The following is a 26,174-nucleotide window of genomic DNA, read 5'->3' as shown; positions in this document are numbered from 1 at the left end:
CCAAGTCAGATAATGCCCCTTTTTATTAATGGCTAATTTATCGTTATTTAATAGAAAACCAAGTAGTAGGGCGTCCTTGAGAAAATAGTAATACACCCGTTGATTGTAATGGTGCATCAACCGTTTTCGCATCACTCACTTTAAGTGGGTAACTCAAACCATCGGACTCTAATTGTAGCCACTGGTTATTTTTTTTAACTAATAAGTCTTGCCATGAAAAATGCTGAGTGTGTGCCACTTCAATAGGGGCCTGGATACGTGATACTCGGCTTGAAAATACTAAACCTTTGTCTTTTTCTTCAAACACCAACATTTCACAACCATTACTTGAACACCAATCTAGTAATACAATCGCTTCTTTTTTACCATCGCCATTCAAATCAAAGCGAACAGAGTTAAATCGTGTATTTTTAGGATCAGTTCTATGTATTTTAAAATATTGGCGGACCGCACTTTGTACTTCGATATCGATTTGGTTTGGTGCATCCAGTTGTTGTGGAGAAAACTGACGCTTTACTTGAGTTCTGCCATCGTTAACTTCACCGTGTTTTGCATTCATTTTGTCAAAGGTAATTGGGTGGTCTAGTGATGTTAAGACATTATTATTGTTGATTTCAGTACAAATTAAGCTGAGCCCTTGTCGTTTAAACACCAGCTCTTCACGAATATTTTTACCACCTTCTTTAGTTAACATAATCACTACTGAATCAGGAGTGTTACTTTTCCAAAAACCTGTTTTAATATTTTGCTCTGATAACTCACCTTGTTGGAATACAACGGTATGATTGTCATTTAATGACAAGTTGATATCTTGTTGTTGTATCGTTTGGCTGAAATACTCACCGGTGTAAGATTGATCGTTAGCTAGCTCACCTAGTTCACCACAACCAAAAAATTGACCATCTACGCTCTCTACTTTGGTGGTGTAACCCCAATATTCTTTATGGTCTGAAAGGTAGCATTGTCCCGGTTCAATTTTTAGAGTAAGTCGTTGGCCATCTTCATTAGTAGCATGTAAAAGATGCTGCTTATCACTTTCTATTTTGGAGTTAGTTATAGTGTAAGACTGATTGCTTGTTTTGGCGGCAAAATAGAGTTGATTTTCGTGAATGTTAATACGCCAGTAGGGCGCATCTCCAGTGGCTTTAAAACTAAAGTTATCTGTAGCTTTAGCACATTGAAGCGAAGACTTAGCTGCTGCCATGTGATGTACTTTATCAATGCGAGTAACAACTGAGGACCTTGATTTCTCATCTGTAAAGCTAATTTCACCAGCGAATTCTATATATACTGGCTCTGATTTACTATTACCTATTTGCTGATAAATATCAGTTAAAGGCTCTTCTGTTTGTATTGGATACTGCTCAGAATCATCACAAGGTTTAAAATAAGCTTGGTTATTTTTATAACTGAGCTGCCCTCTAAAACTAGTCCCTATTATGTGAGAAAAAGGAGTAGCTGGAGGAGGTGTTGAAATGACACTTACTGTCTCTGTATTTGTTGCCGGAGGAGTAGAAGTACAGGCTGATAATAGGGTGATTAACGACGTTGAAATTAACAGTGGGTAAGATAGACGCATAATTGACCTTTAGACCGTTTCAGCTGAGAAAATAAAAACCTGTATTATTAATATAACAGTCTGAAAATAATTGTCTGTAAGCTCAGATAGTTAACTTCTCAATTCTAAGAGAAGTTAACTGTTTTGACAAACATTGCTTGATAAAATTAATTATTTATCAACGTTTTCCTCTTGATTTTTGTTTTTACCTGCCCAGTTTGGTTTGCCCTTGGCTTTTATTGCTCGATGACGCTGTTTACCCATATCCTGCTTTTTCTTTTGACGCTTCTCTTTTTGCAGGCGTTTTACTTCTTCTTCACGTGCTTTACCTTTTTTCGTTAAAGGCTTTTTCGTTTTGCGTAAACTTGTTTTAGCTTCTTTATGTGCTGGGCGTAAACCTTTAATTACACGGCGTTTTAAAACTTGGTCCGTATAACGTTCAACTTTAGCTAAGATATCAATATCATGTGCTTCAATAATTGAAATCGCAGTACCTTTTTTACCACCACGGGCAGTACGACCAATACGGTGTACATAAACATCTGCACTACGTGGCATATCATAGTTAATGACATGAGTAATATCAGGTACATCAATACCACGAGCTGCCACATCGGTAGCAATTAGAATATTGGTTGTGCCTTCTTTAAATTGACGTAATGATAAATTACGTTTTTCTTGATCCATTTCCCCACGTAAGTAGTTACAACGAATATTTAATTCAGCGAGTTGGGCTACCAGTTGAGCAAGACGATCACGTGTTTTTACAAACACAATCATTTTATGAACTTGTTCATGTTCTGGCTCTTGTTCTAGGATTGCAGCTAATAGTTTTAGTTTGTGATCCGGGTTATCAGCTAAATGAACGTATTGTAAAATTTTACCGCTTTCTCTGCGTGTTACTTCTGCATCTAATTTAACTGGGTCTTTTAATACGTCACGCGCAAATTCACGTAAACCTTTACCTTCCAACGTTGCTGAGAAAAGTGCGGTCATTTTACGCCAGCGAGCTTCACCAGCAATACGATCCATCTCTGCGATGAATCCCATATCTAACATACGATCTGCTTCATCAAGTACTAAACATTCAACTTCACGACAGTCAAAGGCTTCGGCATCAATATATTCCATCAAACGACCTGGTGTCGCGATCACAATATCAACTGAGCCCATGATAGTATCTTCTTGTTCTTGATATGAGATACCGCCAATAATATTACCGACAACTAATTTTGTACCTTCGACTAGTTGTTCTGCGACTTCACTAATTTGTACAGCTAACTCACGAGTTGGAGTTAATACTAAAATACGTGCCGAACCACCTTTACGACGAGGGTAATCAATTAGGCGTTGTACCGCAGGTAGCAAGAAAGCTAAGGTTTTACCTGTACCTGTTGGCGCGCTGGCCATGATATCTCGTTCATCCATTGCGGGTGGGATCACTAGGTTTTGAATACTTGTAGGGCGTGTGTGGCCCATTTTAGCAACGGCGTTTAATAAATGCTGATCAAGATCAAGCGATGCAAATGACATGAGATTTTCCAATACAATAAAACAAAAAGCACATTATAAAGCAAAGATTGTGTTTAGGGGGGAATTGTCTACTAATTAACGTATTTATTCCTAGGAAAGGCTTGGATTGTTATAAAATTGATTTACCATAAGATAAAATCTTGTATTTACCTCATATAATGTGAACTTAGATATAATAAACGTGTATTCAATGAGTTAATTGATTTAAGTAACCTCGAGTAAGGAAGTTGTGTGTTTGATATTGTTGCCCCACTAGATAAAGTCAGCCAAGAATTTGTTGATGCTTTACAAGAAAAAATCGACCTTAAAACCAAGCCGCAGGGTAGTTTAGGCTTATTAGAGTCTGTGGCGTTTAAAGTGGGACTATTACAGCAAACATTAACTCCTAACTTTAATCATCCGAGCGTTGTTATTTTTGCTGCGGACCATGGTGTTGCAGAAGAGGGGGTTAGTTTATTCCCGCAAGTGGTGACTGAGCAGATGGTACTCAATTTTCTGCAAGGTGGCGCTGCCATTAACTGCTTTTCTAAACAGCACAATATTGACTTAAAAATAGTTAATGCTGGTGTTAAGGCTAACTTCGAGCATATTCAAGCCGATAACTTTATTAATCAACCTATTACCTTAGGCACAGAAAATTTTGCACAGCATGCAGCGATGACTGATCAACAATGTGAGGCGGCAATTGCACAAGGTGCTGAAGTTGTTTTACAACAACATAAAGCGGGTTGTAATGTCATTGGGTTTGGCGAAATGGGGATTGCTAACACGACGTCGGCAGCTGCTATCATGTCGGCACTATTATCTTTATCAGGTCAGCAATGCGCAGGTAAAGGCACAGGTATCACTGACCAAACTGTGTTGCTAAAAGCGCAAGTCATCGATCAAGCAATACAAAAATATCAATTACATGATGCTAATGCATTAACCGTTTTACAAAAGGTTGGTGGGTTAGAAATAGCCATGATGGTCGGTGCGATGTTAAAAGCTGCTGAATTATCAATGCTAGTATTAGTTGATGGTTTTATCGCTTCAAGTGCGGCACTTGTTGCCAGTGAAATAAATGAAAACTTTCTACAATACACTCAGTTCTGTCACCAATCTGATGAACAAGCACATAAATTACTATTAACTAATATGCAAGCAACACCACTATTAAATTTAGGGATGCGTTTGGGTGAAGGTTCTGGTGTTGCGGTTGCCTATCCTTTATTAGTGTCTGCGTTAGCTTTTTTAAATGAGATGGCATCTTTTAATGATGCAGGTGTTTCGGATAGTAGTCAGTAAATACTTACTAACAGTTAATAGCAGCAATTAATAAGGTTTAAATATAAATGAGGCAGGCAATCACTAAACAATGGACGTTATGCTGCTATGCATTGTCCTTTTTCTCACGTGTACCTGTCCCTGCATCAACGAATTTTAAAGCTTACCCTTTTCATCTAGGGAATGCCTATTTTCCTTTTGTTGGTTTGCTGTATGCATTTGTGTGTCTTTTAGCTTATTCATTTGTTCACCTATTTTTTAACGAAAGTCTTAGTGTATTGCTGATGTTAATCGTTGGGCTGTTATTTACTGGCGCTTTACATGAAGACGGATTAGCTGATAGCGCCGATGGATTTGGTGGAGGATATGATAAGCAACAACGTTTAGCGATTATGAAAGATAGCCAAATTGGTGCTTACGGGGTGATTGCACTAATAATGCTGGTCGCATTGAAGTTGCTTACTTTCGTGCAGTTAGCTGAACTAAGTAGCTGGCTTCTAGTGACCACCTTTATTGTTGCCTCAGTATTAAGCCGAACAAGTACCTTGCTATTAATGCAGTACAGCCAATATGCAAGGCAAGAGCAAACAAGTAAGTCCACACAATCCTCACAATCTTTACCTCATCACTACTTTTTGGGTGCAATCGCTTTAAGTCTATTAGTGTTGTTATTACTACCGATCGCTACTGCTGTGATTGTGTTAGGTATGTTGATTGCCAATACGCTTTTCTGGCAACGTTACTTTAATAATAGTATTGATGGTTATACTGGAGATTGTTTAGGTTTGCTACAGCAATTAAATGAACTATTAATCGCACTAATTTGCCTCGCAGCCATTAGCTAAGTAATGAGTCAATATGTCTGAAACTAACAATCATTTTCCAATCGCACACAATATCTATTTAGTACGCCATGGTGCTGTCAATTTAGCTTCTGACATTTGTTATGGGCAATTAGATTGTGAACTCACAGAAAGTTACGCACAAGACATACAATCATTAGTTGATTACTTTCAATCTAAGCCATCAGCAACGGAGCATATGCAAATTATTAGTAGTCCTTTAATTCGTTGCTTAGACTTAGCAAAGGGGTTACAACAGCATCTTCAACCTGCCTTTATTCCCTTAAAAACAGAGAATGCCTTTCAAGAAATTAATTTTGGTGATTGGGAAGGCGAAACCTGGCAGTCTATCGGTAAACAAGCCATTGAAGATTGGAGTGCTGACCTGCTCGATTATCAATTTATTAATGGTGAAAGTGCAAGACAGTTTGATCAACGGGTAATCACTGCCTGGCTTCAACTCAATGAAACTCTCTGTTTAGCTAAGCAAACTCAAAATATTGTATTGATGACCCATGCAGGTGTTATTCGCTCTATTCTTAGTCACTTCTTAAAAATCCCGTTAGATCATGCTTTAACTTTAAAAATTGATAAATTAAGCGTCTCAACATTGCGTGTTGTCTCTCAACAGAATCAATTATCGCAATGCACGGCTATTAATCATATTTTATGACATTAACGGTGTGTTTATTGATCTACACTATCTTTTCTTTATTTGTTAAGCGCTAATATCTTTAGCAACTGCTTAAATTATTGCTCGAAAAAAGTGAAATAATAAGCCTTATCTCTTTGATTAAATTTATTATTTTTGAATCTTTGATGTCGTGTTATACCGATTACATTGAATGTCTTATCTAAATTTAGTGCTGGAAAAATAGTTGAATTAAAGGCGTAAATTGACGTATGAAGTTATTCCTTTTACGAAATTTACAACGAAAAAGTGAGCTATTTTAGCAAGTAACATAGATAAGTTATTTATTGGGATTGGTATTACATACCTAGCTTCAAAGTTTTCATATTTAGCACTTTGTTAACGTACATTGCACGTTCCTGCTTATGCTAGAATCTGGCGAAATTTAATGCTTCAATTTATTTACTTTAAGGAAAACGTAATGTTAAAGCTGCCCACGCGACTCGGTCTCATATTGACATTTTTTACCGTGTTCTTCTCTTCTAGTTTGATAGCTAGTACCGGAGAAACAATTGATTTAACCTCACATGGCATCGGCTATGCGGCTATTTTGTTTTTTGCCATTGCTTACTGTTTAGTGATGTTGGAGGATGTTATACACCTTCGTAAATCAAAACCTGTGTTGGTAGCTGCCGGAATTATTTGGGGCATGATCGGCTATTATTATTCTCAGCATGGTATGAGCCATGATGCAGAAGCAGCGTTTCGTCATAACCTATTAGAATATGCAGAGCTGTTTTTCTTCCTGTTAGTGGCAATGACTTATATTAACGCTATGGAAGAGCGTCAATTGTTTGATGCATTGCGGGCTTGGATGGTCAACAAAGGCTTTACACTACGTTTGATTTTCTGGCTAACCGGTGTGTTAGCATTTTTCATTTCGCCAATTGCCGATAACCTAACCACTGCACTATTGATGTGTGCGATCGTAATGAAAGTTGGGGGGAGTAATAAAAAATTCATCTCTATTGCCTGTATCAATATCGTAGTCGCTGCAAATGCTGGCGGTGCATTCAGCCCATTTGGTGATATCACCACCTTGATGGTATGGCAAAAAGGTATGGTCGAATTCACGACCTTCTTCGCGCTATTTGTTCCTTCAGCGGTTAACTACCTAGTACCCGCTATCATCATGAGCTTCTTTATCTCAACAGAACAAGCTAAAGGGGATGGGGAAGTTGTAGTCATGAAGCGCGGTGCTAAACGTATCGTTGGTTTATTTTTATTAACTATTTTCTTTGCTGTAGCTGGCCATTCATTCTTAGGTATGCCTCCGGTATTAGGCATGATGACAGGTTTAGGTATTCTACAATTCTTTGCTTTCTTTCTACGTAAAACACAAAAGCATCATTATCAATATGCGATGGCGCATACGGTTGATAAAAAAGAGCACGAACGCCTTCGTGGTTTAGGTGATGGTGCTCCTTTTGATATCTTCAATAAAGTAGCAAGAGCAGAGTGGGATACTTTATTATTCTTCTACGGGGTTGTGTTGTGTGTCGGTGGTTTAGGCTTTATTGGCTATTTAGGTATGATCTCTGAAGCGATGTACAGTAATTGGGATGCAACGTATGCCAATATTACTGTCGGTATATTGTCTGCGATAGTCGATAATATTCCAGTAATGTTTGCAGTGTTAAGTATGGAACCTGTAATGAGTCAAGGGCAATGGTTACTAGTTACTTTAACGGCAGGTGTAGGTGGTAGCATGTTATCTATCGGTAGTGCAGCAGGGGTTGCACTAATGGGACAAGCTCGCGGGATTTATACTTTCGGTGCACATTTAAAATGGACGCCAGTTATTGCATTAGGTTATATAGCAAGTATCTTCGTACACCTTTGGTTTAATGCAGTTTATTTCTAAATGAAGACATTGATTACTTTTAAAACTATTGGTATTAAACCTTTACAATAAAACTGGTAATACATAAAAAAATCAGCTATACCTACTTAGAGGAGGTTGGCTGATTTTAGTTTTTTCATAAAGCAGCATCTTTCCGCTATAAATTACTTTTTCTAACTTTATTTATAGACTGTTTATTTAATGTAAAGTCAAATAATGAGTGCTTGGCTAATATTTAAGATAAAAGCTAAATAATTTAGTTTGTTATCATTAATCTGCCGTAATTAAACTTTACTTAACCATTCATTATTTGGTATAAATAATCGGCAAATAGTGGGGAAGGGTACTACTTGCTTAATTGTTATTAACATGAACTCGTTAATAACAATTATTGACAATAAAATTAGAATAGTAATGCGTAATTTTTTGTATAAGTTCATATTATGTGATGTTTAGACTGGTTTTTTTGAAATTTAAAACTATTTTAAATGAAGTCACCATAAAATGACGGTACAATTATCACTTTGTGAACAATGTAAATTGTAGCAAAGGAATGTTGCAAAGTTGCTTTAATAGTTACTTTTTAGTTACTTAGTACAGTAAATTAACAGGATTATTTTTAATTACTCATCAACTATTTTCATTAATAATTACTGAGCGATTAGAAGTATAAGTTAAAAATCAATTATTGTTTGGTATTACACTTAAACAGTACTAAACAAATTTTAAGGATATAAAATGAAAAAAATACAACAGGGTTTTACATTAATTGAATTGTTAATCGTTATCGCGATTATCGGTATTCTTGCAGCAGTGGCATTGCCTGCTTATCAGACTTATACTGCCAAGGCTAAATTCTCTGAAGTGGTTATTGCTACTAGTTCAGTTAAGCAAGCTATGGAAGTATGTGCTCAAATAGACAGTACATTTATAGGTTGTTCTGAAGCCGTAGAAGCAGCAGAAGGTTCTGCTGGTGGTGATTATGTAAGTACTCTTCAAATAACGGACAGTGCTGCTGCATCAACAGAGATAACAGCAACTGCTACAAATACTGAAGGTTTAAGTGGTGAGACTTATATTTTAACAGGCACAAAAGCTTCTTCAGGACAAGTTACTTGGGCTGAAACTGGTACATGTTTCGATAATAGTATCTGTTAAGTCAATCTTTCATGGCAATTTCTGATATTAGCGGCTTAGCATCTAGCTTAGCCGCTCGTGGTTTACTTAATCCAGATAAATTACAACAAATTACCACTTCCTCTGTTTCTGAGCAGAAACCCTTAACTTCTTACCTCGTTGAAAATAACTTTATTGATAGTTTAGCATTAGCTGAATTCTGTGAAGCAGAATATGGTATTCCTCTATTGGATAGTGACTCGGTGAATCTTGAAGAGATCCCTGAAAAGTTTATTCACCCTAAACTAATAGAGAAGCATCATGCGTTACCTGTGTATGTACAGCAAAAAACCTTGTACATCGCCATGGCTGACCCGACTAATGTATCAGCATTAGAAGACTTTGGTTTTAGCTTTGGTATGCATACGGAAGCCTTATTGATCGAAGAAACCAAACTTTCCGAAGCAATTGATGCCATTTTAGATGATGGTACTAGTTCCCTTGATGATATGGGTAGCATCGATGATATTGAAGTTGATGAGTCAGAATCTCGTTTAGATGAAGCGCAAGCCGTTGATGACGATGCGCCAATCGTTAAATATATTAATGGCGTGTTATTGGACGCTGTTCGTAAAGGTGCATCCGATTTACATTTTGAACCCTACGAGAAAAAATATCGCATTCGTTTTCGTGTTGATGGTATTTTACATGAGTTTGCCTCTCCACCGGTTAATCTAGCCAATCGTTTTTCAGCGCGTTTAAAGGTTATGTCTAAATTAGATATTGCAGAGCGTCGCTTACCGCAAGATGGTCGTATCAAGCTTAAAATTTCTAATAAACGTAATATAGATTTACGTGTAAGCACGCTACCCACTATGTGGGGCGAAAAAATCGTAATGCGTATCTTAGACTCTTCTGCTGCCAATCTTGATATCGATAAATTGGGTTATACAGACGAACAAAAAGCAAAGTATTTAAATGCGTTAGCTAAACCGCAAGGTATGATATTAATTACCGGCCCAACGGGGAGTGGTAAAACCGTTTCTTTGTATACAGGATTAAATATTCTTAATACTGTTGAGCGAAATATTTCTACAGCAGAAGATCCTGTGGAGATAAACTTAACGGGTATTAATCAAGTTCAGATTAATAATAAAGCAGGGTTGAACTTTGCCTCTGCGTTACGTTCTTTCTTACGTCAAGATCCGGATATTGTGATGGTCGGGGAGATTCGTGATTTAGAAACAGCTGAAATTGGTATTAAAGCCGCGCAAACCGGTCACTTAGTGTTATCTACGTTACACACAAACTCTGCTGCAGAAACGCTAACCCGTTTATTAAACATGGGCGTACCTGCCTTTAATATTGCTTCTTCAGTGTCGTTAATTATCGCGCAGCGATTGGGCCGCCGTTTATGTAATGAATGTAAAGCGCCACTAGAAATTTCAGACTCAGAATTATTGCATATTGGTTTTACTCAAGAACAATTAGCCGAAAAACATAACCTCTATCAGCCTGTCGGTTGTTCAAAATGTACTGATGGTTATAAAGGCCGTGTCGGTATTTATGAGGTCATGGAGATGTCTGAACAATTAGGTCATATTATTTTAAATGATGGTAATGCCATGCAAATTGCAGATATTGCAGAAAAAGAAGGCATGTATACCTTAAGGCAATCCGCAATTAAACAAGCCTTAAACGGCGTTACCAGCCTTAATGAGGTCACTCGTATTACTTAAATGCTTAAAAATACCTCTCATTGTTCTCATAAGCAAAAGCAATGACAAAGCACTAATCAAGTAGAAAAAGTATAGTAAAAAAACATAAAAATGAGAAACAGCATAAGCAGATCTTCACTATATTAAAATAACTTTATTAAGAGAGTTTCATGGCTAATAATAAAAATATCATTGAATTAAATACTTTTAGTTGGAACGGTATAAACCGCAAAGGATCTAAGGTTTCAGGTGAATTACAAGGTGAAAGCCAAAATGAAGTAAAAGCAGAATTACGTAAGCAAGGTGTGAGTGTTACTCGCATTAAAAAGAGACCTAAACCTCTTTTCTCCTTTGGCGATAAAGTGACACCCATGGATATTGCCATTGTTTCTCGTCAAATTGCTACCATGTTAAATGCTGGTGTACCCTTAGTGCAAAGCTTGGAATTAATTGCTAAAAGTAATGAAAAACCATCTTTGCGTAAGTTAATGACCTCGATAGGTAATGAAGTAGCGACGGGTACGCCCTTATCTCAAACCTTACGTTCATACCCAAGACAGTTTGATGATTTGTATTGTGATTTAGTCGAAGCCGGTGAACAGTCTGGTGCCTTAGATACCATTTACGACCGAATTGCGACCTATAAAGAGAAATCTGAAGCCTTAAAATCTAAAATTAAAAAAGCAATGTTTTATCCTGCTGCGGTGGTTGCAGTTGCTTTTCTAGTGACGCTTTTATTATTGTTGTTTGTTATTCCACAGTTTCAAGATATCTTCTCTGGTTTTGGTGCGGAATTACCTGCCTTTACTCTATTTGTTTTAGCTATTTCAAATATTGTGCAAAACTATTGGTATGTGGTGATTGGTGGCGTTATGTTAGCGATTTTTTTATTTAAAAGAGCGCATCGAGGCAGTGAGAAAGTTCGTAATAATACCGATAAGTTTGTCTTAAAAATCCCAGTTATTAGTACTATTTTAGATAAAGCGGCAGTAGCGCGTTTTGCTCGTACTCTATCGACTACTTCTGCTGCTGGTATTCCGCTAGTTGATGCTTTACTTTCAGCAGCAGGTGCTTCTGGTAACTATGTTTATAGAAGTGCAGTACATGCAATGCGTACCGAAGTAATGGCGGGCATGCAAATTAATGTAGCAATGAAAACCACTGATGCTTTCCCGGATATGGTGTCGCAAATGGTGATGATCGGTGAAGAGTCTGGTGATTTAGATGGTATGTTAGCAAAAGTCGCAGATATTTATGAGCAACAAGTAGATGATGCTGTAGATAGCTTAACCAGCCTATTAGAACCTATGATTATGGTTGTATTAGGTGTTGTCGTTGGTGGTTTGATTGTAGCAATGTACTTACCTATTTTCCAACTGGGTAGTGTTATCGGTTAACTATTTGTTTATTCTTATCATTTATTTAATTTAATCATTTAAATAAGCAATAAAAAGCGAACCTTATGGTTCGCTTTTTATTGCTTGTAGCGAAACTCTTCTCTCAAAATTAAACTTGCTTAAAAGGTATCGGATTTAATCAATTTCTATGAATATTACGAAATATGTTTCACTTTGGGGTGCTGGCTTTAACCTGCTTGTTTGGGATTATTCTCTTACATTACGCTACTACTCAATAGCTAGAGCGATTAAATTTAGTTTATTTATGAAAGTTACGTAACATCTTTTAGGGGCGCTGGATTTAGCCTGCTTGTTTTGGGATTATTCTCTTGCACTAGGCTATTACTCAATAGTTAGAGCGATTAAATTTAGTTTATTTATGAAAGTTACATAGCATCTTTTAGGGGAGCTGGCTTTAGCCTGCTTGTTTAGATTTTTTATCGTTTTGATACTGCTTGTTTTTTTACCTCTCAATACTGCGTAGTTGAGAGGTAAATAAAGGTTAAAGTTAGAATGGCTTAAATAGTTTTATGTAGAAATTATTTTATAAACCTAAACGCAGCTGCATGAACTGTTATGCACAAGCTTCCTTTACTGAAGGTTTTGGCCTAGTCACTAAAAAGCAGATTAAAGAGCCTAAAGTGACCAGTGCGACACCTTGCCAAAACGATCCTGATAAAGATAATGATAAATAAACAGAAGCGAATAGTGTAGAGAACACAGGTGTAAAGTAAGAAAGCGTACCTAATAAAATAATGTTGCCGCCTATTACAGCTTGGTTCCACAAAGCATAGCCTGTGCCGATACTGATACCGGCAATCACTAAGATCAAAGTGGACGGTAGGGTAAAATCAATACTTGGCTCATTGCTGAAAAAGTATTTGATCCACAAAGTGATGGCTGTCGCGGCAAAGAATAATACGATGGCATTTTTTCCATTGCTGATCTTCTTAGTGATCACACAGTAAATAGCCCAAATAAAAGCCGCTGAAAAAGCCATTAAATAGGTGATTGGGTTATCTGATATATTGGCTGTTAATGTAGTGATTGAAATATCTTGATCGCCAGCAATACACCATCCCACGCCTGCGAAGGCAATCAGAATACTTGGATATACTAAGATGTTTACTTTTTTAGGGCTAATTAACACACTCAATAAGATAGTTAATGCTGGCCACAGATAGTTGATAATGGACATTTCCATGGCTTGATGTCGATCGTTGGCCATTCCTAAAGATAACGCCAAGCAAATTTCATAAGTAACAAATAAAAAGCCACCAATTAATAAATAACGCATAGGGAAATCTTTAATTTTAGGAACACCCATTACGCACATCAAAAAAATAGCGCTAATGCTATACATCATCGCAGCGGCTGCAATTGGGCTGAATAACTCAGATAAATCCCTGATAAAAGCAGCGACGGAGCTCCACAGTAAAATTGCAAAAACACCATAAAATGTATATCTATTTTCATTAATAAAGGACATAAAAAACCATGTTTATCATTATATTAGAATGGAATCTTCATTATGGATATTAATCATGAGGATGCAATACATTAACCTATTTATTAGGCACTATTTTAGGTTATCCTATTCATTAACAGATAAGTGTATTTCTGCATGTATTTCGATGAAGTGTTTTACTAGTAGCCATTAAAGTGAGTATTGAATGTTAGATGCTATTTGTATTTTATCTAAAGATCATCAACCGACTAAGCAATATCAAGTGGTTGAAGGGGAAGTTAAAGCACAAACAATTTTTTCTATCTTTGAATTTAAATTATTGCCAAATGATAAGATTGAGCAATATAGGCACTCACTGTTTTGCCCTGAATGTTTACAAGTTGCTTACTTTAGGCGTGCTTCTAAAGATGGTAAACAAGCTTGCTTTGGTTCTCGCTATCACCTTGAAGGCTGCTCAGAGTTGAATACTCATCGCCGTGATACAAACACAATAAATGAAGCGGCAGACTTACAACCAGTAAAAGCGCAGTTGCAATCAAAGGATCAACAACTACTTGATGTGAAAACAGAAAATTCTGTTGATTTTGAGCTGTCCCTAGAAAGCCTAAAATCCAAAGGTCCAAAGTCAGAGGAACGGAAGTCAGAAGAGCAGGGATTTACCATCGACTTCACTGCGAAGCGTATTGTAAAACGTAAGCCTTCTAGCGATAGCAAAAAAATAAATAACATAAAAACAGAGAAGCCCGACCATAATGAGTTTGAACTCGCTGTGCTTAAACAAAGTGAGCAAGCAGATAAACCCGTCACACAAACATTAAACGCTTTATTAAAAAGTCTATTTAAGAAAAGTTCTTTAGCGACTTCTGATGTCTGGGTACACACCAGTGAAAAGCACCGTTGGCGAGCTAAAAACTTATTTGTACATTTTAGTGATGCAGAGCAGCTAGAAAAAGTAGCACCTAGAATGTATTGGGGCACCATCAGTTATAGCGATAAGCAATTACTGTGGCTAAACGTCGCTGATAACAAACAACTTTCTATCCCTATCAGTCACTTTAAGGATGAGTTGTTATCACGATTTGATATTACTCAGGCAGAGGACTTAAAAGGGGCGAAGATAATTCTATTTGCCAAATGTCTTAATAATAAGCAGAAAAACCGCCAGTTTTTAACACTTTGGGATAACGACTTACAGTATTTACATCTTGTTTTAGCGTCACCTACTATTTCCGATAAATAATATTACTTACAATAAATGAATTATATTTTTTAGTCTCTTCTTTTAATTTATGTATGAAATATTGCATCTGTCATTTTTCTGTCATCTAACTCCTGTATTTTCGATTTATTTAAATGGGATAGTTGTTACCAGCATCAAAATCAATTTTTTAGCTCACAAATGATCAAGTTTTCTCCTGTAAAAAATTGATTATTAACTAAATTGGATTTATACCAATTAGGTAGATCGCGTAATTACTCTCAATACATAAGACAATGGAAGTGTCGATAATGTGGAATATATTTAAAGTTTTCTTACTCTTAGGTTGCTATAGCTTTGGTGGTCCAGCTGCACATATTGCTTATTTTAGGGAAAATTTTGTGCAGCGTTTAGCTTGGTTAAGTGAGCGCCAATATGCTGAGTTTGTAGCCTTAAGTCAGTTTCTTCCTGGTCCAGGCTCCAGCCAAGTAGGGTTTGCTATTGGCTACCACAGAGCTGGGCTGAAAGGTGCAATATGTGCCTTTTTAGGGTTTACCTTACCCTCTGTCCTATTAGTCGGGGTATTGGCGGTTAGTGCTGGGCACTTGACTGATAATAGTGTCTTCCATTCAGTCATTCATAGTTTGAAAATGCTCGCCGTAGTGGTGGTGTTGGATGCTGTCTTGATGATGTTCAAGCAATTTTGCAAAGATAAAGCACATATCGCGCTATGTTTATTTAGTGCTTGTGTTTTATTAGTTATTCCAAGTGTTAGTTCACAGCTGCTGGTATTACTATTTTCTGCTTTAATCGGCGTGGTTTTGTTTAAAATGAAAGAGCAGGAGTTTAACGATAAAAAAACACACTGCTTAATTCTTAATCCATTGCGTTCATTGCAATTTCGGCCTTTAATTTTATTTATTATCCTGTTGTGCATTACTTCATTTCTCGCTAGCTTTACTCCACTATTTTCAGTGTTTGCTGACTTCTTCCAAGCGGGGAGTTTAGTGTTCGGTGGTGGGCACGTTGTACTGCCTTTATTACAGAACATTGTGGCTGAGCAGTTAACGGCAGATCAATTCTTAACGGGTTACGCCATAGCACAAGCAGTGCCTGGCCCAATGTTTACCTTTGCGACTTATATTGGTTACTTTTTACTTCCCGACACTCCTTTATTAGGTGCTTTAATTGCTACGCTAGGTGTTTTTTTACCGGGGTTCTTGTTGTTGCTTGCCTGCTTGAAAAATTGGCAACGCCTTGCCAAAATACCTTGCCTTAATGCAGCCATTAGTGGGATTAATGCAGCTGTAGTTGGATTGCTAATAAGTGCTTTATACCAACCTGTATTCGTTAGTGCGGTATTTAATGGGCTGGATATGGCTGCGATACTGGTAGGTGTCTATCTACACAAAAGCGTTAAGTTACCGATAGTATATTTAGTGCTTCTATTCGCCACGATAGGTTTACTGTTAGGGTATTTATAGATATAAAAAAATCCGATGCTTTTACAAACATCGGATTGTTAGGTTGGTTAATGAATTATCTAGAATATCGAGTTATTCACCAACACCTTGGCTTTTTAAGTACTCTTCATAAGTACCGTGGAAATCAACAACTTCATTTTCTTTGATTTCGATAATACGTGTTGCTAATGAAGATACAAACTCACGGTCATGACTGACGAATAATAAAGTACCTTCGTAGTTTTCTAACGCTAAGTTTAATGATTCAATAGATTCCATATCCAAGTGATTGGTTGGTTCATCCATTAATAAGATATTTGGTTTGTTCATCATTAACTTACCAAACAGCATACGACCTTGCTCACCACCTGAGATGATTTTAACTGATTTAGTGATGTCATTCGCACCAAATAATAAACGGCCTAATGTGCCACGCACTACTTGCTCATCGTCACCTTCTTGCATCCATTGGCCCATCCAGTCCATTAGATTTTGGTCTTTTTCAAAGTCAGATGAATGATCCTGTGCATAGTAACCTAATTGTGCGTTTTCAGACCATTTATACTCTCCTGAAGTTAGCTCAATTTCGCCCATTAAAGTACGTAATAGTGTTGTTTTACCCACACCATTTTGACCAATGATAGCTACACGTTCACCTACTTCGATCATTAGGTTTAAGTCTTTAAATAAAGTATTGTCGAAGCTCTTGGTCATCGCAACGGTTTCTAATGCGTTACGGAATAGTTTCTTCTCTTGTTTAAACACAATGTAAGGGTTAACACGGCTAGATGCTTTAACTTCATCTAACTGGATTTTATCCATTTGCTTCGCACGAGATGTTGCTTGTTTTGCTTTTGATGCATTTGCAGAGAAACGACTTACGAATTCTTGTAATTCAGATAGTTGTGCTTTCTTCTTCGCATTTTCAGATAATAGACGTTCACGAGCTTGTGTCGCTGCTGTCATGTACTCATCGTAGTTACCTGGGTATAAGCGTAATTCGCCGTAATCGATATCAGCCATGTGTGTACATACTGAGTTTAAGAAATGACGGTCATGCGAGATGATAACCATAGTACATTGACGTGCATTTAATTCAGTTTCTAACCAACGGATAGTATCGATATCCAAGTTATTGGTTGGCTCATCAAGAAGCATGATATCTGGGTTTGAGAAAAGTACCTGTGCTAGTAACACACGTAGTTTCCAACCTGGTGCAACTTCAGACATTGGGCCGTAATGTTGCTCTAATGGAATACCAACGCTTAATAGAATTTCTCCAGCGCGTGAATCAGCTGTGTAGCCATCCATTTCTGCAAACTCAGTTTCTAAATCAGCTACTTTCATACCATCTTCTTCACTCATTTCTGGTAAAGAGTAGATACGGTTACGCTCATTCATTACTTCCCACATCTCTTTGTGGCCCATCAATACTGTATCTAGTACTGTGTGCTCTTCAAAGGCAAACTGGTCCTGATGTAGTTTAGCAATACGCTCGTTAGGATCTTTAGTTACATTACCAGCGCTTGGCTCTAGATCACCGGTTAAGATCTTCATGAAGGTTGATTTACCACAACCATTTGCACCGATTAAACCGTAGCGGTTTCCAGTACCAAATTTCACAGAGATATTTTCAAAAAGTGGTTTTGCACCAAATTGCATGGTGATGTTATTTGTACTTAACACGGCTTATTCCTAAATAGTTTGAGTATTGCTTTTTTAAAGAGGAGTATTATACAGATACCGTGAGGTTAATCACCTTTCAATTGTATGAATTTTATGCGTTGGTTTCGATAGCGTGTAAAGCCTGCTTAAGGTAAGCTACGCGCCTTAGGCATATGCCGTATTTTAATGAGATGTTATATGAGTTTTGATTCACTAGGTTTACCCGTATCGTTAGTAGAAGCTGTTAAAGCGCAAGGTTATGAAAAACCTTCTCCTATTCAAGAACAAGCCATTCCTGCAGTAATTGCTGGGAAAGATGTAATGGCAGCAGCACAAACAGGTACAGGTAAGACGGCTGGTTTTACTTTGCCTTTATTGGCAAAACTTGAAAAAGGGCCACGTGCTAAACCGAATCAAGTTCGTGCACTTATTTTAACGCCTACGCGTGAGTTAGCAGCACAAGTGCAAGCTAGCGTAGAAAAATACGGTCAGAATATGCCATTACGCAGCATGGTGGTTTATGGTGGCGTTAAAATTAACCCACAGATGCAAAATTTACGTCGCGGTGTTGATATTTTAGTAGCAACACCAGGTCGTTTATTAGACCTTTACCAACAAAATGCTATCCGTTTTCAACAGTTAGAAGTGTTAGTGCTAGATGAAGCTGACCGTATGTTGGATATGGGCTTTATTCACGACATCAAAAAGATTTTAAAAGTCTTACCGCCTAAGCGCCAAAACTTACTGTTTTCAGCGACTTTCTCTGATGATATTCGCGCGCTAGCAAAAGGGTTAGTGAATAACCCAGTTGAAATATCTGTAACACCACGTAATACCACGGTAGAAAAAATCGAACAGGTGTTATATGAAGTGGATAAAACCAAGAAAACAGCGCTATTAAGCCAGTTAATTCTAGAGAATAAATGGCAACAAGTATTAGTGTTTGTAAAAACTAAGCACGGTGCAAACCGCCTCGTTAAAAATTTAGAAGCGCGTGGCATCCGTAGTGCAGCTATTCACGGAAATAAGAGCCAAGGTGCACGTACTAAAGCCTTAGCACAATTTAAAGAAAGCCAAATTAAAGTGCTAGTAGCAACCGATATCGCTGCTCGTGGTATTGATATTGACCAGTTACCAAACGTAGTAAATTTCGACTTACCACACGTAAGTGAAGATTATGTTCACCGTATCGGTCGTACAGGTCGTGCGGGTAATGAAGGCCAAGCGGTTTCATTAGTTTGCCAAGAAGAATTCAAATTACTAAGAGACATCGAACGTTTCATTAAGAAAGAAATTCCTCGTAAAGTACATCCAGGTTTTGAACCGGGGGAGCCATTACAACCTTCATCATTAGGTAATGATCGCGCGCCTAAGAAACCTAAGTCTCCAAAACCACAACACAGAGATGGTAACCGTTCAGGCGCAAGAACAGGCAGTGCAAAGAAACAAGGTGGTCCAAGAAATAATTTTGTAGGTGGTTAGGCTACCGCTGATTTTGGTTACGCAAAAATTTAGCGTGATCTAAGCCCTTATTGTTTTTCAGTAGAGGATTACTGGACTGATAATAGAGGCTTTTTTGTATTTGTTGTTTGAGTTTTGTAGTTGGCTCGTTCCCATTGTCCCTGTGGGAATGCATATTTTATTGTCTTGATTGAGCTTTAGCTCGTCTGCGCTCGTCCTGTCATTTCGATGATTAGTTGCAGTGTTTTCGCCCTGTCGGCGACTGTACTTTTTCTGAACAGCAGAAAAAGTAAGCAAAAAGACTGTTCCCGAATCGTTTTTTGATCTGAATAAATAACAGCCTTCTAAACGCACCGCTCATACGCCACATCCTTGTGGCGAGCTGAGCTAGCAACGGCATCCTGCCTTAGCTTGCTGAAGTCAGTTATTTATTCAGAAAAACTCAACGGGAGAGTTATCGCAACCACGTTTTTTTTCGTTTTATTTGAATTTAAAGGCAAAATCGAGCTCAGAAATTTCCTTTATGCGATCGCCTCAAGGCCTTTCTTTTCAGCTAGTGATAACATTTTTAATGCAGCGCCTCTAGGGGAGCTATCGCCTTGTTCCCATTTTTTGATTAGTTTGTCGCTGACATTAAAGTATTGTGCGAAGACAGGTTGAGATAAGTTGTATTTTAGTCTTAAATTTCTAACTTGTTTTGGGGTAAATTCATGAACTTGAGTTAGGCATAAAACATCAAACTTACGCATGGTTGTTTTATCTATCGCACCTGCTTTTTTTAATCCTTTAGCGGTTTTATGAACCGACTTTAATATATCACTCATCACATGTACCTATTTTGATTAGATCACTAATTTGAATTTTAGCTTATTTTTTAAATTTAAAGTGTACTCTAATGGGGTATATTTTAGATGTGTTTTAATGATTAGTCTATGTACGGTTTTAGGTTGGGCCCGTCTGCGCTCGTCGGATCATCTCGATTATTGTATGCAGTATTTTCGCCCTATCGGCGACTCTACTTTTTCTTGGTCAGAAGAAAAAGTAAGCAAAAAGACTGACACCGAGTCGCTTTCTAATCCAAATAATACATTGCTTTTATAACGCACCGGCTCTTGCTGGCCATCCATGACCAGAACGAGCCTAAGCCAAACATCCTGTTTGGCATTTGCTAAAAGCAATGAATGATTTGGGAAAGCTCAACGGTGGGTGCGTTGTAACCACATTGAGTAAAGTTTTATCGTAATGCCTAGTTTATTAATAAAGGCAAAAGTCAAGACCTGACCCCAGATATTGTTTTGTCGGCGACTCTACTTTTTCTTGTCAGAAGAAAAAGTAAGCAAAAAGATGGAACAGGATACGCAGAGCTTAATCCGCTCGTGAAACTATGCTGTCGCATAACTCGCCCTCCGATTCGTTTTTTAATCTACTCCCTTTAAAATAAAAGTAATAACTACCTTCTTAACGCACCGCTCATACGCGACGTCCATGTCGCGAAGTTCGCTAGCAACGGCATCCATGCCTAACCTTGCTAAAGGCACTTATTGATTCAGAAAAACGAGACGGAGGGCGTTGTTGCAGCCGTATTTAGTATCGTAGTTTATTAACTTATTGATATTGTTGATTTCAATGAGTGGCTGTCCAAGACCTTTTTTTAAAGGCAAGATCTTACCCAGATATTTTGGCCTGTCTAGAGACGTTAATATTTATAATATGTTGGTGGTTAGGTGATTTTAAATTAATGTATTATAGTTATTGTTTGTAATAAATGCGTGGCAATTTATATATTATTAATACAAAGGGTTAATTTGCGAAATACATTAAATAGTTTAATAAAAAAGACTCTTATATATAGGTATAGTTTACAGAATAAAGAGTTAAATATTGATGGCATGACATTAAGCAATGTTAAGGATGATTGTTTTAGCTGCGAATGTGAAACAGCATTAGCTGAAATAATTTATAACAGTGTAATTGAGTACTCTTTTAATCAATTCGATTTAACCGACAAAGATTATCAGAAAATGTATGCTAGAGCATTGCTTTCAAAAATTCGTTTCAATCCTAATGCTTCTGATACTACTAAAATCTCTTATGGTTTTTATGGTGAAGTTTTACTCTATTGTTTCCTAGCTCATTATTATTACGCAGATCCAATTATTGCTAGAGGATATTTTTATAGTCCTGTTGATAAAAAGGAAACGGCTGGATACGACTCTTATCATTTAGTTGAAAGTGAAAATAGTATTCACCTTTGGTTTGGTGAAGTTAAATTCAGAGGTTCTCTCTCTAGTTGTGTACATAGCGCTATAAAGGGATTGGATAAAGTTATTTCTGATGATTATTTATCATCTAATGTTATTAACCTTGAAGATCGTTTAGACCAGTTTAACCTTAAAGGTTCTAAGCTTGAAGAAATTATCTTAGCTTGGCAAGAAAATCCTGAAATCAATATTCCTCAAGAGCTTGCAAAATATAATATGTCATTATCATATCCAATATTGCTCGTGTACCCAGATAAAGAGCCAAATTATGATGATGAAATTAAGAGGGCTGTAAAGTTTATCAACGACAGGTATTCAGCTCAAAAATTTAAGTTATCAATAAATTATGAATTATTTTTTATTTTACTCCCGTTAAGTGAAGTGAAAAAAGTGAAGCAGGATGTGATCTCATGGATAGAATCAAAGAAACCGCTAATTTAGTTAAATCACTCAATCATGTTCGCAGCGGTAATTTACCAGATTATGAGTTTATAAAACTGGTATGCGCTTATTTTGACTTAATAAAATCAGATGATCTTCAGTCAGCAGATTTTCAGTTTTTAAAGTTTATTTCTAATGCTTCAGGTATTCCGCACTATTATGATTTACTTGTCGATAAATTTGCAAGAGAGGAAAGGCTTGAAGAAGTAGATTTAAAAACGATGGCATCAATGCTTTATGAAACATCACTTCATATTGATGAAAAAACAAAAATTCATAAGTTTCAAAAACAGATATTGGAGCGCTTTCAAAAGTTTGAGCAAAATAGGTATTTCCTTTCAGCAACAACATCCTTTGGTAAAACGTTTTTAATTTATGAAATAATTAAAAAGTTAGAGTACCAAAATATAGCATTAATTTTTCCTACTATAGCTCTGTTATCAGAGAATTATGAGAGGCTATTTACCAATGACAGTTATCGCTTTTTTTATGATGAGTTTAATATTCACACGCTAAGTGATGTTGAAGACCTTGAACCTGATAGTAGAAACATTTTTATCTATACCCCTGAACGATACTTATCCTTTGTTGATAAATACTCCGATATAAACATAGACTTTGTTTTTGTTGATGAGATATACAAAATTGACAATGAATATCTAATTGACACATCAAATAAGGAAAATGAGAGGGATACTGCCTACCGGGTGGCACTGCAAAATATTTTATCAAAAACACCAGATATTTTGCTTGTTGGGCCGTATATAGAATTCCCTGATAAAACTAATAATGCGCTTAATCAATCTTTCAATACATTCCTTAATAATAATCATTTCCAGATAATTGATTACAATAATTATGAAATAGTGAATAAAAGCATTGATGTTCTTCATGGTCGAAATAATAAAATTGATAATCAGTTATCAATCGACCTTTATGGTTGGAGTAAGAATATTGGTTTGAAAATTAGTAAGGTTTACCAAGATATTCTTAGCATTAATGAAAATGCAATTGTGTATACAAGAGGTGCAGGGACTGCTGAAGGTTACGTTAAAAAATCTATCCTTGCACATGTAAATAATGATAATAGTAAATCAGATTTATTGGTAAAATTTATTAATCATTTAAAAGGGGCATTTTCATTTAATGATTCATGGGTAATTATTCAAGCATTGGAAAACCGAATTGGTATTCACCATGGTTTAGTTCCTAAATATATCCAAAAAGAAATAATTAATTTTTTTAATCAAGGCGATTTAGATTTATTAGTTTCTACAACAACAATTACAGAAGGTGTAAATACTTCAGCTAAAAACTTAATTGTGACTAATTCACGTAAGGGAAATAAGCCACTTAAAACATTCGATGCTAAGAATATTGCAGGTAGAGCTGGCAGATTCTTACATCATTTTAGTGGAAGGGTGATTGTTTTAGATAAAGAATTTAAGGATATATTAGACGGAAATGATGATGAGATAAAACATAAAAATTATGATCCTGAAGTTGAAAAAGACGAGATAGATTATTTTATTACTGATGAAGCCTTTTTAAGTAGAGAAGATATTGAACGGAAGCGAAATATTTTAATGGAGCAACAGAAAAGAGCTATTCCTGATGAAATTATGGCAATGTATAAGGTTATTTCTCACAGTCATAAAATAGCTGTTTATGACAATATTATTAAATTATCGCCAATACATGGTCAGAGAATACGTAAACTTATCAAGGCAATAAATAGTCAAATGTTTTTAGATTTTGAAGGTTTTCAGGTTGTGCTGAATTCTTTCAGGCCCGTTGTAACTAGTGATAAATTACAACGTTTAATTGATAATAAAACCACTGTAACTAGAGGTAAAAACGCTGGTAGGCAGTATTCAGTAATTGTCTTCATGCTCAGTTCATATTTAAACAGTGGATTTCGTGGCTCTGTTCAATATATTTTAGAAAACAAGACTAAGAATACTACAAAAGGTAAGCGCCCTTACACTATAGATGAAGCTATTAGAGAATCATCTGAATTTATTTTTAGTACTTTAAAATACCAATTAGTTAAGTATCTTGGCGTGTTTAACTTAATGTATAAGTATGTCATATCATCAAGAATTAATGTTGATATGGAAGAAGTTTCAGGGATAGATCGCCTATTACTTAAGCTTGAATATAATGCAACAACAGAGAAGGGGCGGTTGGCGAGCGATTACGGCGTGCCTTCTAAGCTGTTAGACTATTACGAGAGTGGGGAAAAGAATGGTGGAGAGGACCTATTTGATGCTTTTGAATTCGAAAAATTTCTTCAAATAGAGTTAATTTTTAACAAAAAATAAAGTTTTGAATACAAATATTGCTAATATATTCAATAATTTGATCAGAAAGAGATTCGGTAAAAAGTGTGGGACATCCATATATTGAGATAAGTAATATCAAATAACTAACGATAAAACGAAACTCAAAGCGGCTACGATAATTTCCCCGTTGAGTTTTTCTGAATCAATCACTGGCTTTAGCAAGCAGAGGCATGGATGCCGTTGCTAGCGAACTTCGCGGCATGGACGCCGCATATGAGCGGTGCGTTTAGAAGGCTGTTATTTATTCAGATAAAAAACGATTTGGGGCGATTTTCTTTTGGTTCTGTTTTCTTTATTCTTATAAAGAAAATGAACTCGCCGACAGGGCGAAAACACTGTAAATAAACATCAAAATGATCCGACGAGCGCAGACGAGTTTAAAACTCCAAAATAACAAAACATCAAACAAACTAACAACAACTAGCCAAAACCCATCCTTTTCATTACTGTATACAAACCAATTCAACAAAAAACACATTCAAAAGGCCATTACCCCAAATGAGCGATATCAAAAAATGCCAGTGGGCTTTAAAAACCAAACTTGAAGAGGCTTACCATGATACAGAATGGGGCGTACCTGTTTATGACGATCAAAAACTGTTTGAAGCACTGTCTTTAGAGCTTTGTCAGTCGGGGTTAAGTTGGCATACCATCTTAAATAAACGCGAAGGTTATCGTGCTGCGTTTAATCAGTTTGATCTTAAAAGTGTGGCTGCATTTGATGATGCAAAAGTTGAAGAACTATTGTTAGATGCAGGCATCGTTCGACATCGTGCAAAAATATCAGCAATCATTAATAACGCACAATGTATTTTGAATGTGCAAAAGGAATTTGGCAGTTTTTCTGATTACATTTGGAAATTCACTGACCATAAAACCATTGTTGGTCATTGGCGAACAAAGGAAGAAGTGCCAGCATCAACTGAGTTATCCACTCTAATCAGTAAAGACATGAAGAAAAAAGGCTTTAAGTTTTTAGGCCCGACCACTACTTATGCTTTTATGCAATCTGTTGGATTACTTAATGACCATACTACAGATTGTTTTCGCTTTAATGCGTATCAATAAGTGAACAACTCAGTTAATCTTGAGTTATTGCTGTTTATGAAAAATATCGCACAGAATACTGACCAACCTAAACTTACATAAATTATGACGTGCCTTTTAAGAAGTGCTTTTTAAGAAGTTCCTTTGAAATTGGCGAGTTTAAATGGTAACTGGCATGTCGATTTGAATTCTTGCCCTTTGATATTGAAATCCTTCATTTTTATTACTAGACATCTAGACTCTTAGACTTCTTATTACTTTTTAATACCCGTATAATCAGCCGACTAACTTAATTAATGAGGTATACATGAAACTGTCCACTAAAACCGTTGTTGTTATTGCTATTGGTGCTGCCCTTTATGGTATAGGTGGTCTGCCTATGTTTGGTATTCCGGTATTTGCCAATACGACTTTAAAACCTGCCATGGCTATTCTTGCGCTTTTCTCTGTTTTATTCGGACCGATTGTTGGTTTTTTAGTGGGCTTTATAGGTCATTGGGTAACAGATTTATTTGCTGGTTGGGGTGTTTGGTTTACTTGGGTCTTAGGCTCAGGGATTGTAGGATTAGTGATCGGTTTATTCCCAAGATTGACTAATCGCCGTATTCAATCTGGCTTATTTGAGATGAAAGATTTTGTACTATTTGTTGTACTTGCGTTAGTTGGTAATGTGGTCGGCTATGGTTGTTCTGCGCTGTTAGACACTATCTTATATGCCGAACCTTTCAGTAAGGTCTTTACACAGTTAACTATTATCGCTTCTGGCAATACTGTCCTAATTGCTGTTGTGGGCTACTTTATTTTGAAATCAGTTGCAAAACGTAACCAACAAAGTAGCAACTTGAGCGAAGGGTAGTTAGA

The 26,174-nt window shown here is 36.7% G+C and carries 20 protein-coding genes; 14 read left to right on the top strand and 6 right to left on the bottom strand.

What is annotated here, in order from left to right; translation table 11 throughout:
* Positions 1–43 precede the first annotated feature (43 nt).
* Positions 44–1,579 carry a hypothetical protein gene (locus tag V5290_RS06565; RefSeq protein ID WP_333383052.1) on the bottom strand — a complete coding sequence of 512 codons (1,536 nt, stop codon included), beginning with the start codon at positions 1,577–1,579 and terminating at the stop codon, positions 44–46.
* Between the two features lie 150 nt (positions 1,580–1,729).
* The gene (gene srmB, locus V5290_RS06560) at positions 1,730–3,091 is read right to left on the bottom strand and encodes an ATP-dependent RNA helicase SrmB (protein ID WP_333383050.1); all 1,362 of its coding nucleotides are present in this window, start codon (positions 3,089–3,091) and stop codon (positions 1,730–1,732) included.
* A gap of 231 nt (positions 3,092–3,322) precedes the next feature.
* On the opposite strand from srmB, the gene cobT reads away from it, so the two are divergent.
* The 7 genes from cobT (at position 3,323) to V5290_RS06525 (ending at position 11,964) form a co-directional block, all read left to right on the top strand.
* Positions 3,323–4,378 (top strand): nicotinate-nucleotide--dimethylbenzimidazole phosphoribosyltransferase, encoded by a 1,056-nt coding sequence (gene cobT / locus V5290_RS06555; protein WP_333383048.1) that lies wholly within the window; start codon positions 3,323–3,325, stop codon positions 4,376–4,378.
* 47 nt (positions 4,379–4,425) lie between these two features.
* Entirely contained in the window at positions 4,426–5,202 is a 777-nt protein-coding gene (locus tag V5290_RS06550) for an adenosylcobinamide-GDP ribazoletransferase (protein WP_333383046.1), read from the top strand.
* A 13-nt stretch (positions 5,203–5,215) separates the two neighbouring features.
* On the top strand, positions 5,216–5,872 hold the full coding sequence (cobC, locus tag V5290_RS06545; protein WP_333383044.1) for an alpha-ribazole phosphatase family protein: 657 nt from the start codon (positions 5,216–5,218) through the stop codon (positions 5,870–5,872).
* A gap of 439 nt (positions 5,873–6,311) precedes the next feature.
* Entirely contained in the window at positions 6,312–7,754 is a 1,443-nt protein-coding gene (gene nhaD / locus V5290_RS06540; RefSeq protein WP_333383042.1) for a sodium:proton antiporter NhaD, read from the top strand.
* A gap of 717 nt (positions 7,755–8,471) precedes the next feature.
* Positions 8,472–8,891 (top strand): pilin, encoded by a 420-nt coding sequence (locus V5290_RS06535; protein ID WP_333383040.1) that lies wholly within the window; start codon positions 8,472–8,474, stop codon positions 8,889–8,891.
* Between the two features lie 11 nt (positions 8,892–8,902).
* Positions 8,903–10,588 (top strand): type IV-A pilus assembly ATPase PilB, encoded by a 1,686-nt coding sequence (gene pilB, locus V5290_RS06530; RefSeq protein ID WP_333383039.1) that lies wholly within the window; start codon positions 8,903–8,905, stop codon positions 10,586–10,588.
* 149 nt (positions 10,589–10,737) lie between these two features.
* A complete protein-coding gene (locus V5290_RS06525) occupies positions 10,738–11,964 on the top strand; it encodes a type II secretion system F family protein (protein WP_333383037.1) in 1,227 nt (408 codons plus the stop codon).
* A gap of 574 nt (positions 11,965–12,538) precedes the next feature.
* On the opposite strand, the gene yddG is transcribed toward V5290_RS06525, so the two are convergent.
* A complete protein-coding gene (gene yddG, locus V5290_RS06520) occupies positions 12,539–13,453 on the bottom strand; it encodes an aromatic amino acid DMT transporter YddG (protein ID WP_333383035.1) in 915 nt (304 codons plus the stop codon).
* Positions 13,454–13,637: 184 nt separating this feature from the next.
* Here yddG and V5290_RS06515 point away from each other — a divergent pair, with 184 nt between their 5' ends.
* Both V5290_RS06515 and chrA read left to right on the top strand, forming a co-directional pair.
* Entirely contained in the window at positions 13,638–14,672 is a 1,035-nt protein-coding gene (locus V5290_RS06515; RefSeq protein WP_333383033.1) for a hypothetical protein, read from the top strand.
* A 269-nt stretch (positions 14,673–14,941) separates the two neighbouring features.
* Positions 14,942–16,114, top strand: a complete 1,173-nt coding sequence (gene chrA / locus V5290_RS06510; RefSeq protein WP_333383031.1) for a chromate efflux transporter — start codon at positions 14,942–14,944, stop codon at positions 16,112–16,114.
* A 72-nt stretch (positions 16,115–16,186) separates the two neighbouring features.
* On the opposite strand, the gene V5290_RS06505 is transcribed toward chrA, so the two are convergent.
* Positions 16,187–17,779: an ABC-F family ATPase gene (locus V5290_RS06505; RefSeq protein WP_333383029.1), complete on the bottom strand. Its 1,593-nt coding sequence runs from the start codon at positions 17,777–17,779 to the stop codon at positions 16,187–16,189.
* 177 nt (positions 17,780–17,956) lie between these two features.
* On the opposite strand from V5290_RS06505, the gene V5290_RS06500 reads away from it, so the two are divergent.
* Positions 17,957–19,240, top strand: coding sequence for a DEAD/DEAH box helicase (locus V5290_RS06500; RefSeq protein WP_333383027.1), 1,284 nt, complete (start codon positions 17,957–17,959; stop codon positions 19,238–19,240).
* Positions 19,241–19,740: 500 nt separating this feature from the next.
* On the opposite strand, the gene V5290_RS06495 is transcribed toward V5290_RS06500, so the two are convergent.
* A complete protein-coding gene (locus V5290_RS06495) occupies positions 19,741–20,043 on the bottom strand; it encodes a DNA-binding transcriptional regulator (RefSeq protein ID WP_333383025.1) in 303 nt (100 codons plus the stop codon).
* Between the two features lie 156 nt (positions 20,044–20,199).
* A complete protein-coding gene (locus V5290_RS06490; RefSeq protein ID WP_333383023.1) occupies positions 20,200–20,346 on the bottom strand; it encodes a hypothetical protein in 147 nt (48 codons plus the stop codon).
* A gap of 678 nt (positions 20,347–21,024) precedes the next feature.
* Between V5290_RS06490 and V5290_RS06485 the strand changes: the two genes are divergently transcribed.
* The 4 genes from V5290_RS06485 to V5290_RS06470 all read left to right on the top strand — a co-directional run bounded on the left by V5290_RS06485 (position 21,025) and on the right by V5290_RS06470 (position 26,169).
* Complete coding sequence (locus tag V5290_RS06485) at positions 21,025–21,921, top strand: DUF1837 domain-containing protein (protein ID WP_333383021.1); 897 nt, start codon at positions 21,025–21,027, stop codon at positions 21,919–21,921.
* Positions 21,891–24,245 (top strand): helicase-related protein, encoded by a 2,355-nt coding sequence (locus tag V5290_RS06480; RefSeq protein ID WP_333383019.1) that lies wholly within the window; start codon positions 21,891–21,893, stop codon positions 24,243–24,245. Before V5290_RS06485 ends, V5290_RS06480 begins: the two co-directional genes overlap by 31 nt.
* A 519-nt stretch (positions 24,246–24,764) precedes the next feature.
* Entirely contained in the window at positions 24,765–25,334 is a 570-nt protein-coding gene (locus V5290_RS06475) for a DNA-3-methyladenine glycosylase I (RefSeq protein WP_333383017.1), read from the top strand.
* 286 nt (positions 25,335–25,620) lie between these two features.
* The gene (locus V5290_RS06470) at positions 25,621–26,169 is read left to right on the top strand and encodes an ECF-type riboflavin transporter substrate-binding protein (RefSeq protein ID WP_333383015.1); all 549 of its coding nucleotides are present in this window, start codon (positions 25,621–25,623) and stop codon (positions 26,167–26,169) included.
* The last annotated feature ends 5 nt before the right edge of the window (positions 26,170–26,174 follow it).

This window comes from Psychromonas arctica (genome assembly GCF_036697365.1).
GTDB classification, from domain to species: domain Bacteria; phylum Pseudomonadota; class Gammaproteobacteria; order Enterobacterales; family Psychromonadaceae; genus Psychromonas; species Psychromonas arctica_A.
Note: the sequence above shows the minus strand (reverse complement) of the source record. Positions and strands in the feature narration are given on the sequence as shown.

What these genes read in the sequence shown, in the direction of transcription:
- V5290_RS06565 (WP_333383052.1), bottom strand. Translation starts at nt 1,579, where the DNA reads ATGCGTCTATCTTACCCACTGTTAATTTCAACGTCGTTAATCACCCTA.
- srmB (WP_333383050.1), bottom strand. Translation starts at nt 3,091, where the DNA reads ATGTCATTTGCATCGCTTGATCTTGATCAGCATTTATTAAACGCCGTT.
- V5290_RS06550 (WP_333383046.1), top strand. Translation starts at nt 4,426, where the DNA reads ATGAGGCAGGCAATCACTAAACAATGGACGTTATGCTGCTATGCATTG.
- cobC (WP_333383044.1), top strand. Translation starts at nt 5,216, where the DNA reads ATGTCTGAAACTAACAATCATTTTCCAATCGCACACAATATCTATTTA.
- nhaD (WP_333383042.1), top strand. Translation starts at nt 6,312, where the DNA reads ATGTTAAAGCTGCCCACGCGACTCGGTCTCATATTGACATTTTTTACC.
- V5290_RS06535 (WP_333383040.1), top strand. Translation starts at nt 8,472, where the DNA reads ATGAAAAAAATACAACAGGGTTTTACATTAATTGAATTGTTAATCGTT.
- pilB (WP_333383039.1), top strand. Translation starts at nt 8,903, where the DNA reads ATGGCAATTTCTGATATTAGCGGCTTAGCATCTAGCTTAGCCGCTCGT.
- V5290_RS06525 (WP_333383037.1), top strand. Translation starts at nt 10,738, where the DNA reads ATGGCTAATAATAAAAATATCATTGAATTAAATACTTTTAGTTGGAAC.
- yddG (WP_333383035.1), bottom strand. Translation starts at nt 13,453, where the DNA reads ATGTCCTTTATTAATGAAAATAGATATACATTTTATGGTGTTTTTGCA.
- V5290_RS06515 (WP_333383033.1), top strand. Translation starts at nt 13,638, where the DNA reads ATGTTAGATGCTATTTGTATTTTATCTAAAGATCATCAACCGACTAAG.
- chrA (WP_333383031.1), top strand. Translation starts at nt 14,942, where the DNA reads ATGTGGAATATATTTAAAGTTTTCTTACTCTTAGGTTGCTATAGCTTT.
- V5290_RS06500 (WP_333383027.1), top strand. Translation starts at nt 17,957, where the DNA reads ATGAGTTTTGATTCACTAGGTTTACCCGTATCGTTAGTAGAAGCTGTT.
- V5290_RS06495 (WP_333383025.1), bottom strand. Translation starts at nt 20,043, where the DNA reads ATGAGTGATATATTAAAGTCGGTTCATAAAACCGCTAAAGGATTAAAA.
- V5290_RS06490 (WP_333383023.1), bottom strand. Translation starts at nt 20,346, where the DNA reads ATGGATGGCCAGCAAGAGCCGGTGCGTTATAAAAGCAATGTATTATTT.
- V5290_RS06480 (WP_333383019.1), top strand. Translation starts at nt 21,891, where the DNA reads ATGGATAGAATCAAAGAAACCGCTAATTTAGTTAAATCACTCAATCAT.
- V5290_RS06475 (WP_333383017.1), top strand. Translation starts at nt 24,765, where the DNA reads ATGAGCGATATCAAAAAATGCCAGTGGGCTTTAAAAACCAAACTTGAA.
- V5290_RS06470 (WP_333383015.1), top strand. Translation starts at nt 25,621, where the DNA reads ATGAAACTGTCCACTAAAACCGTTGTTGTTATTGCTATTGGTGCTGCC.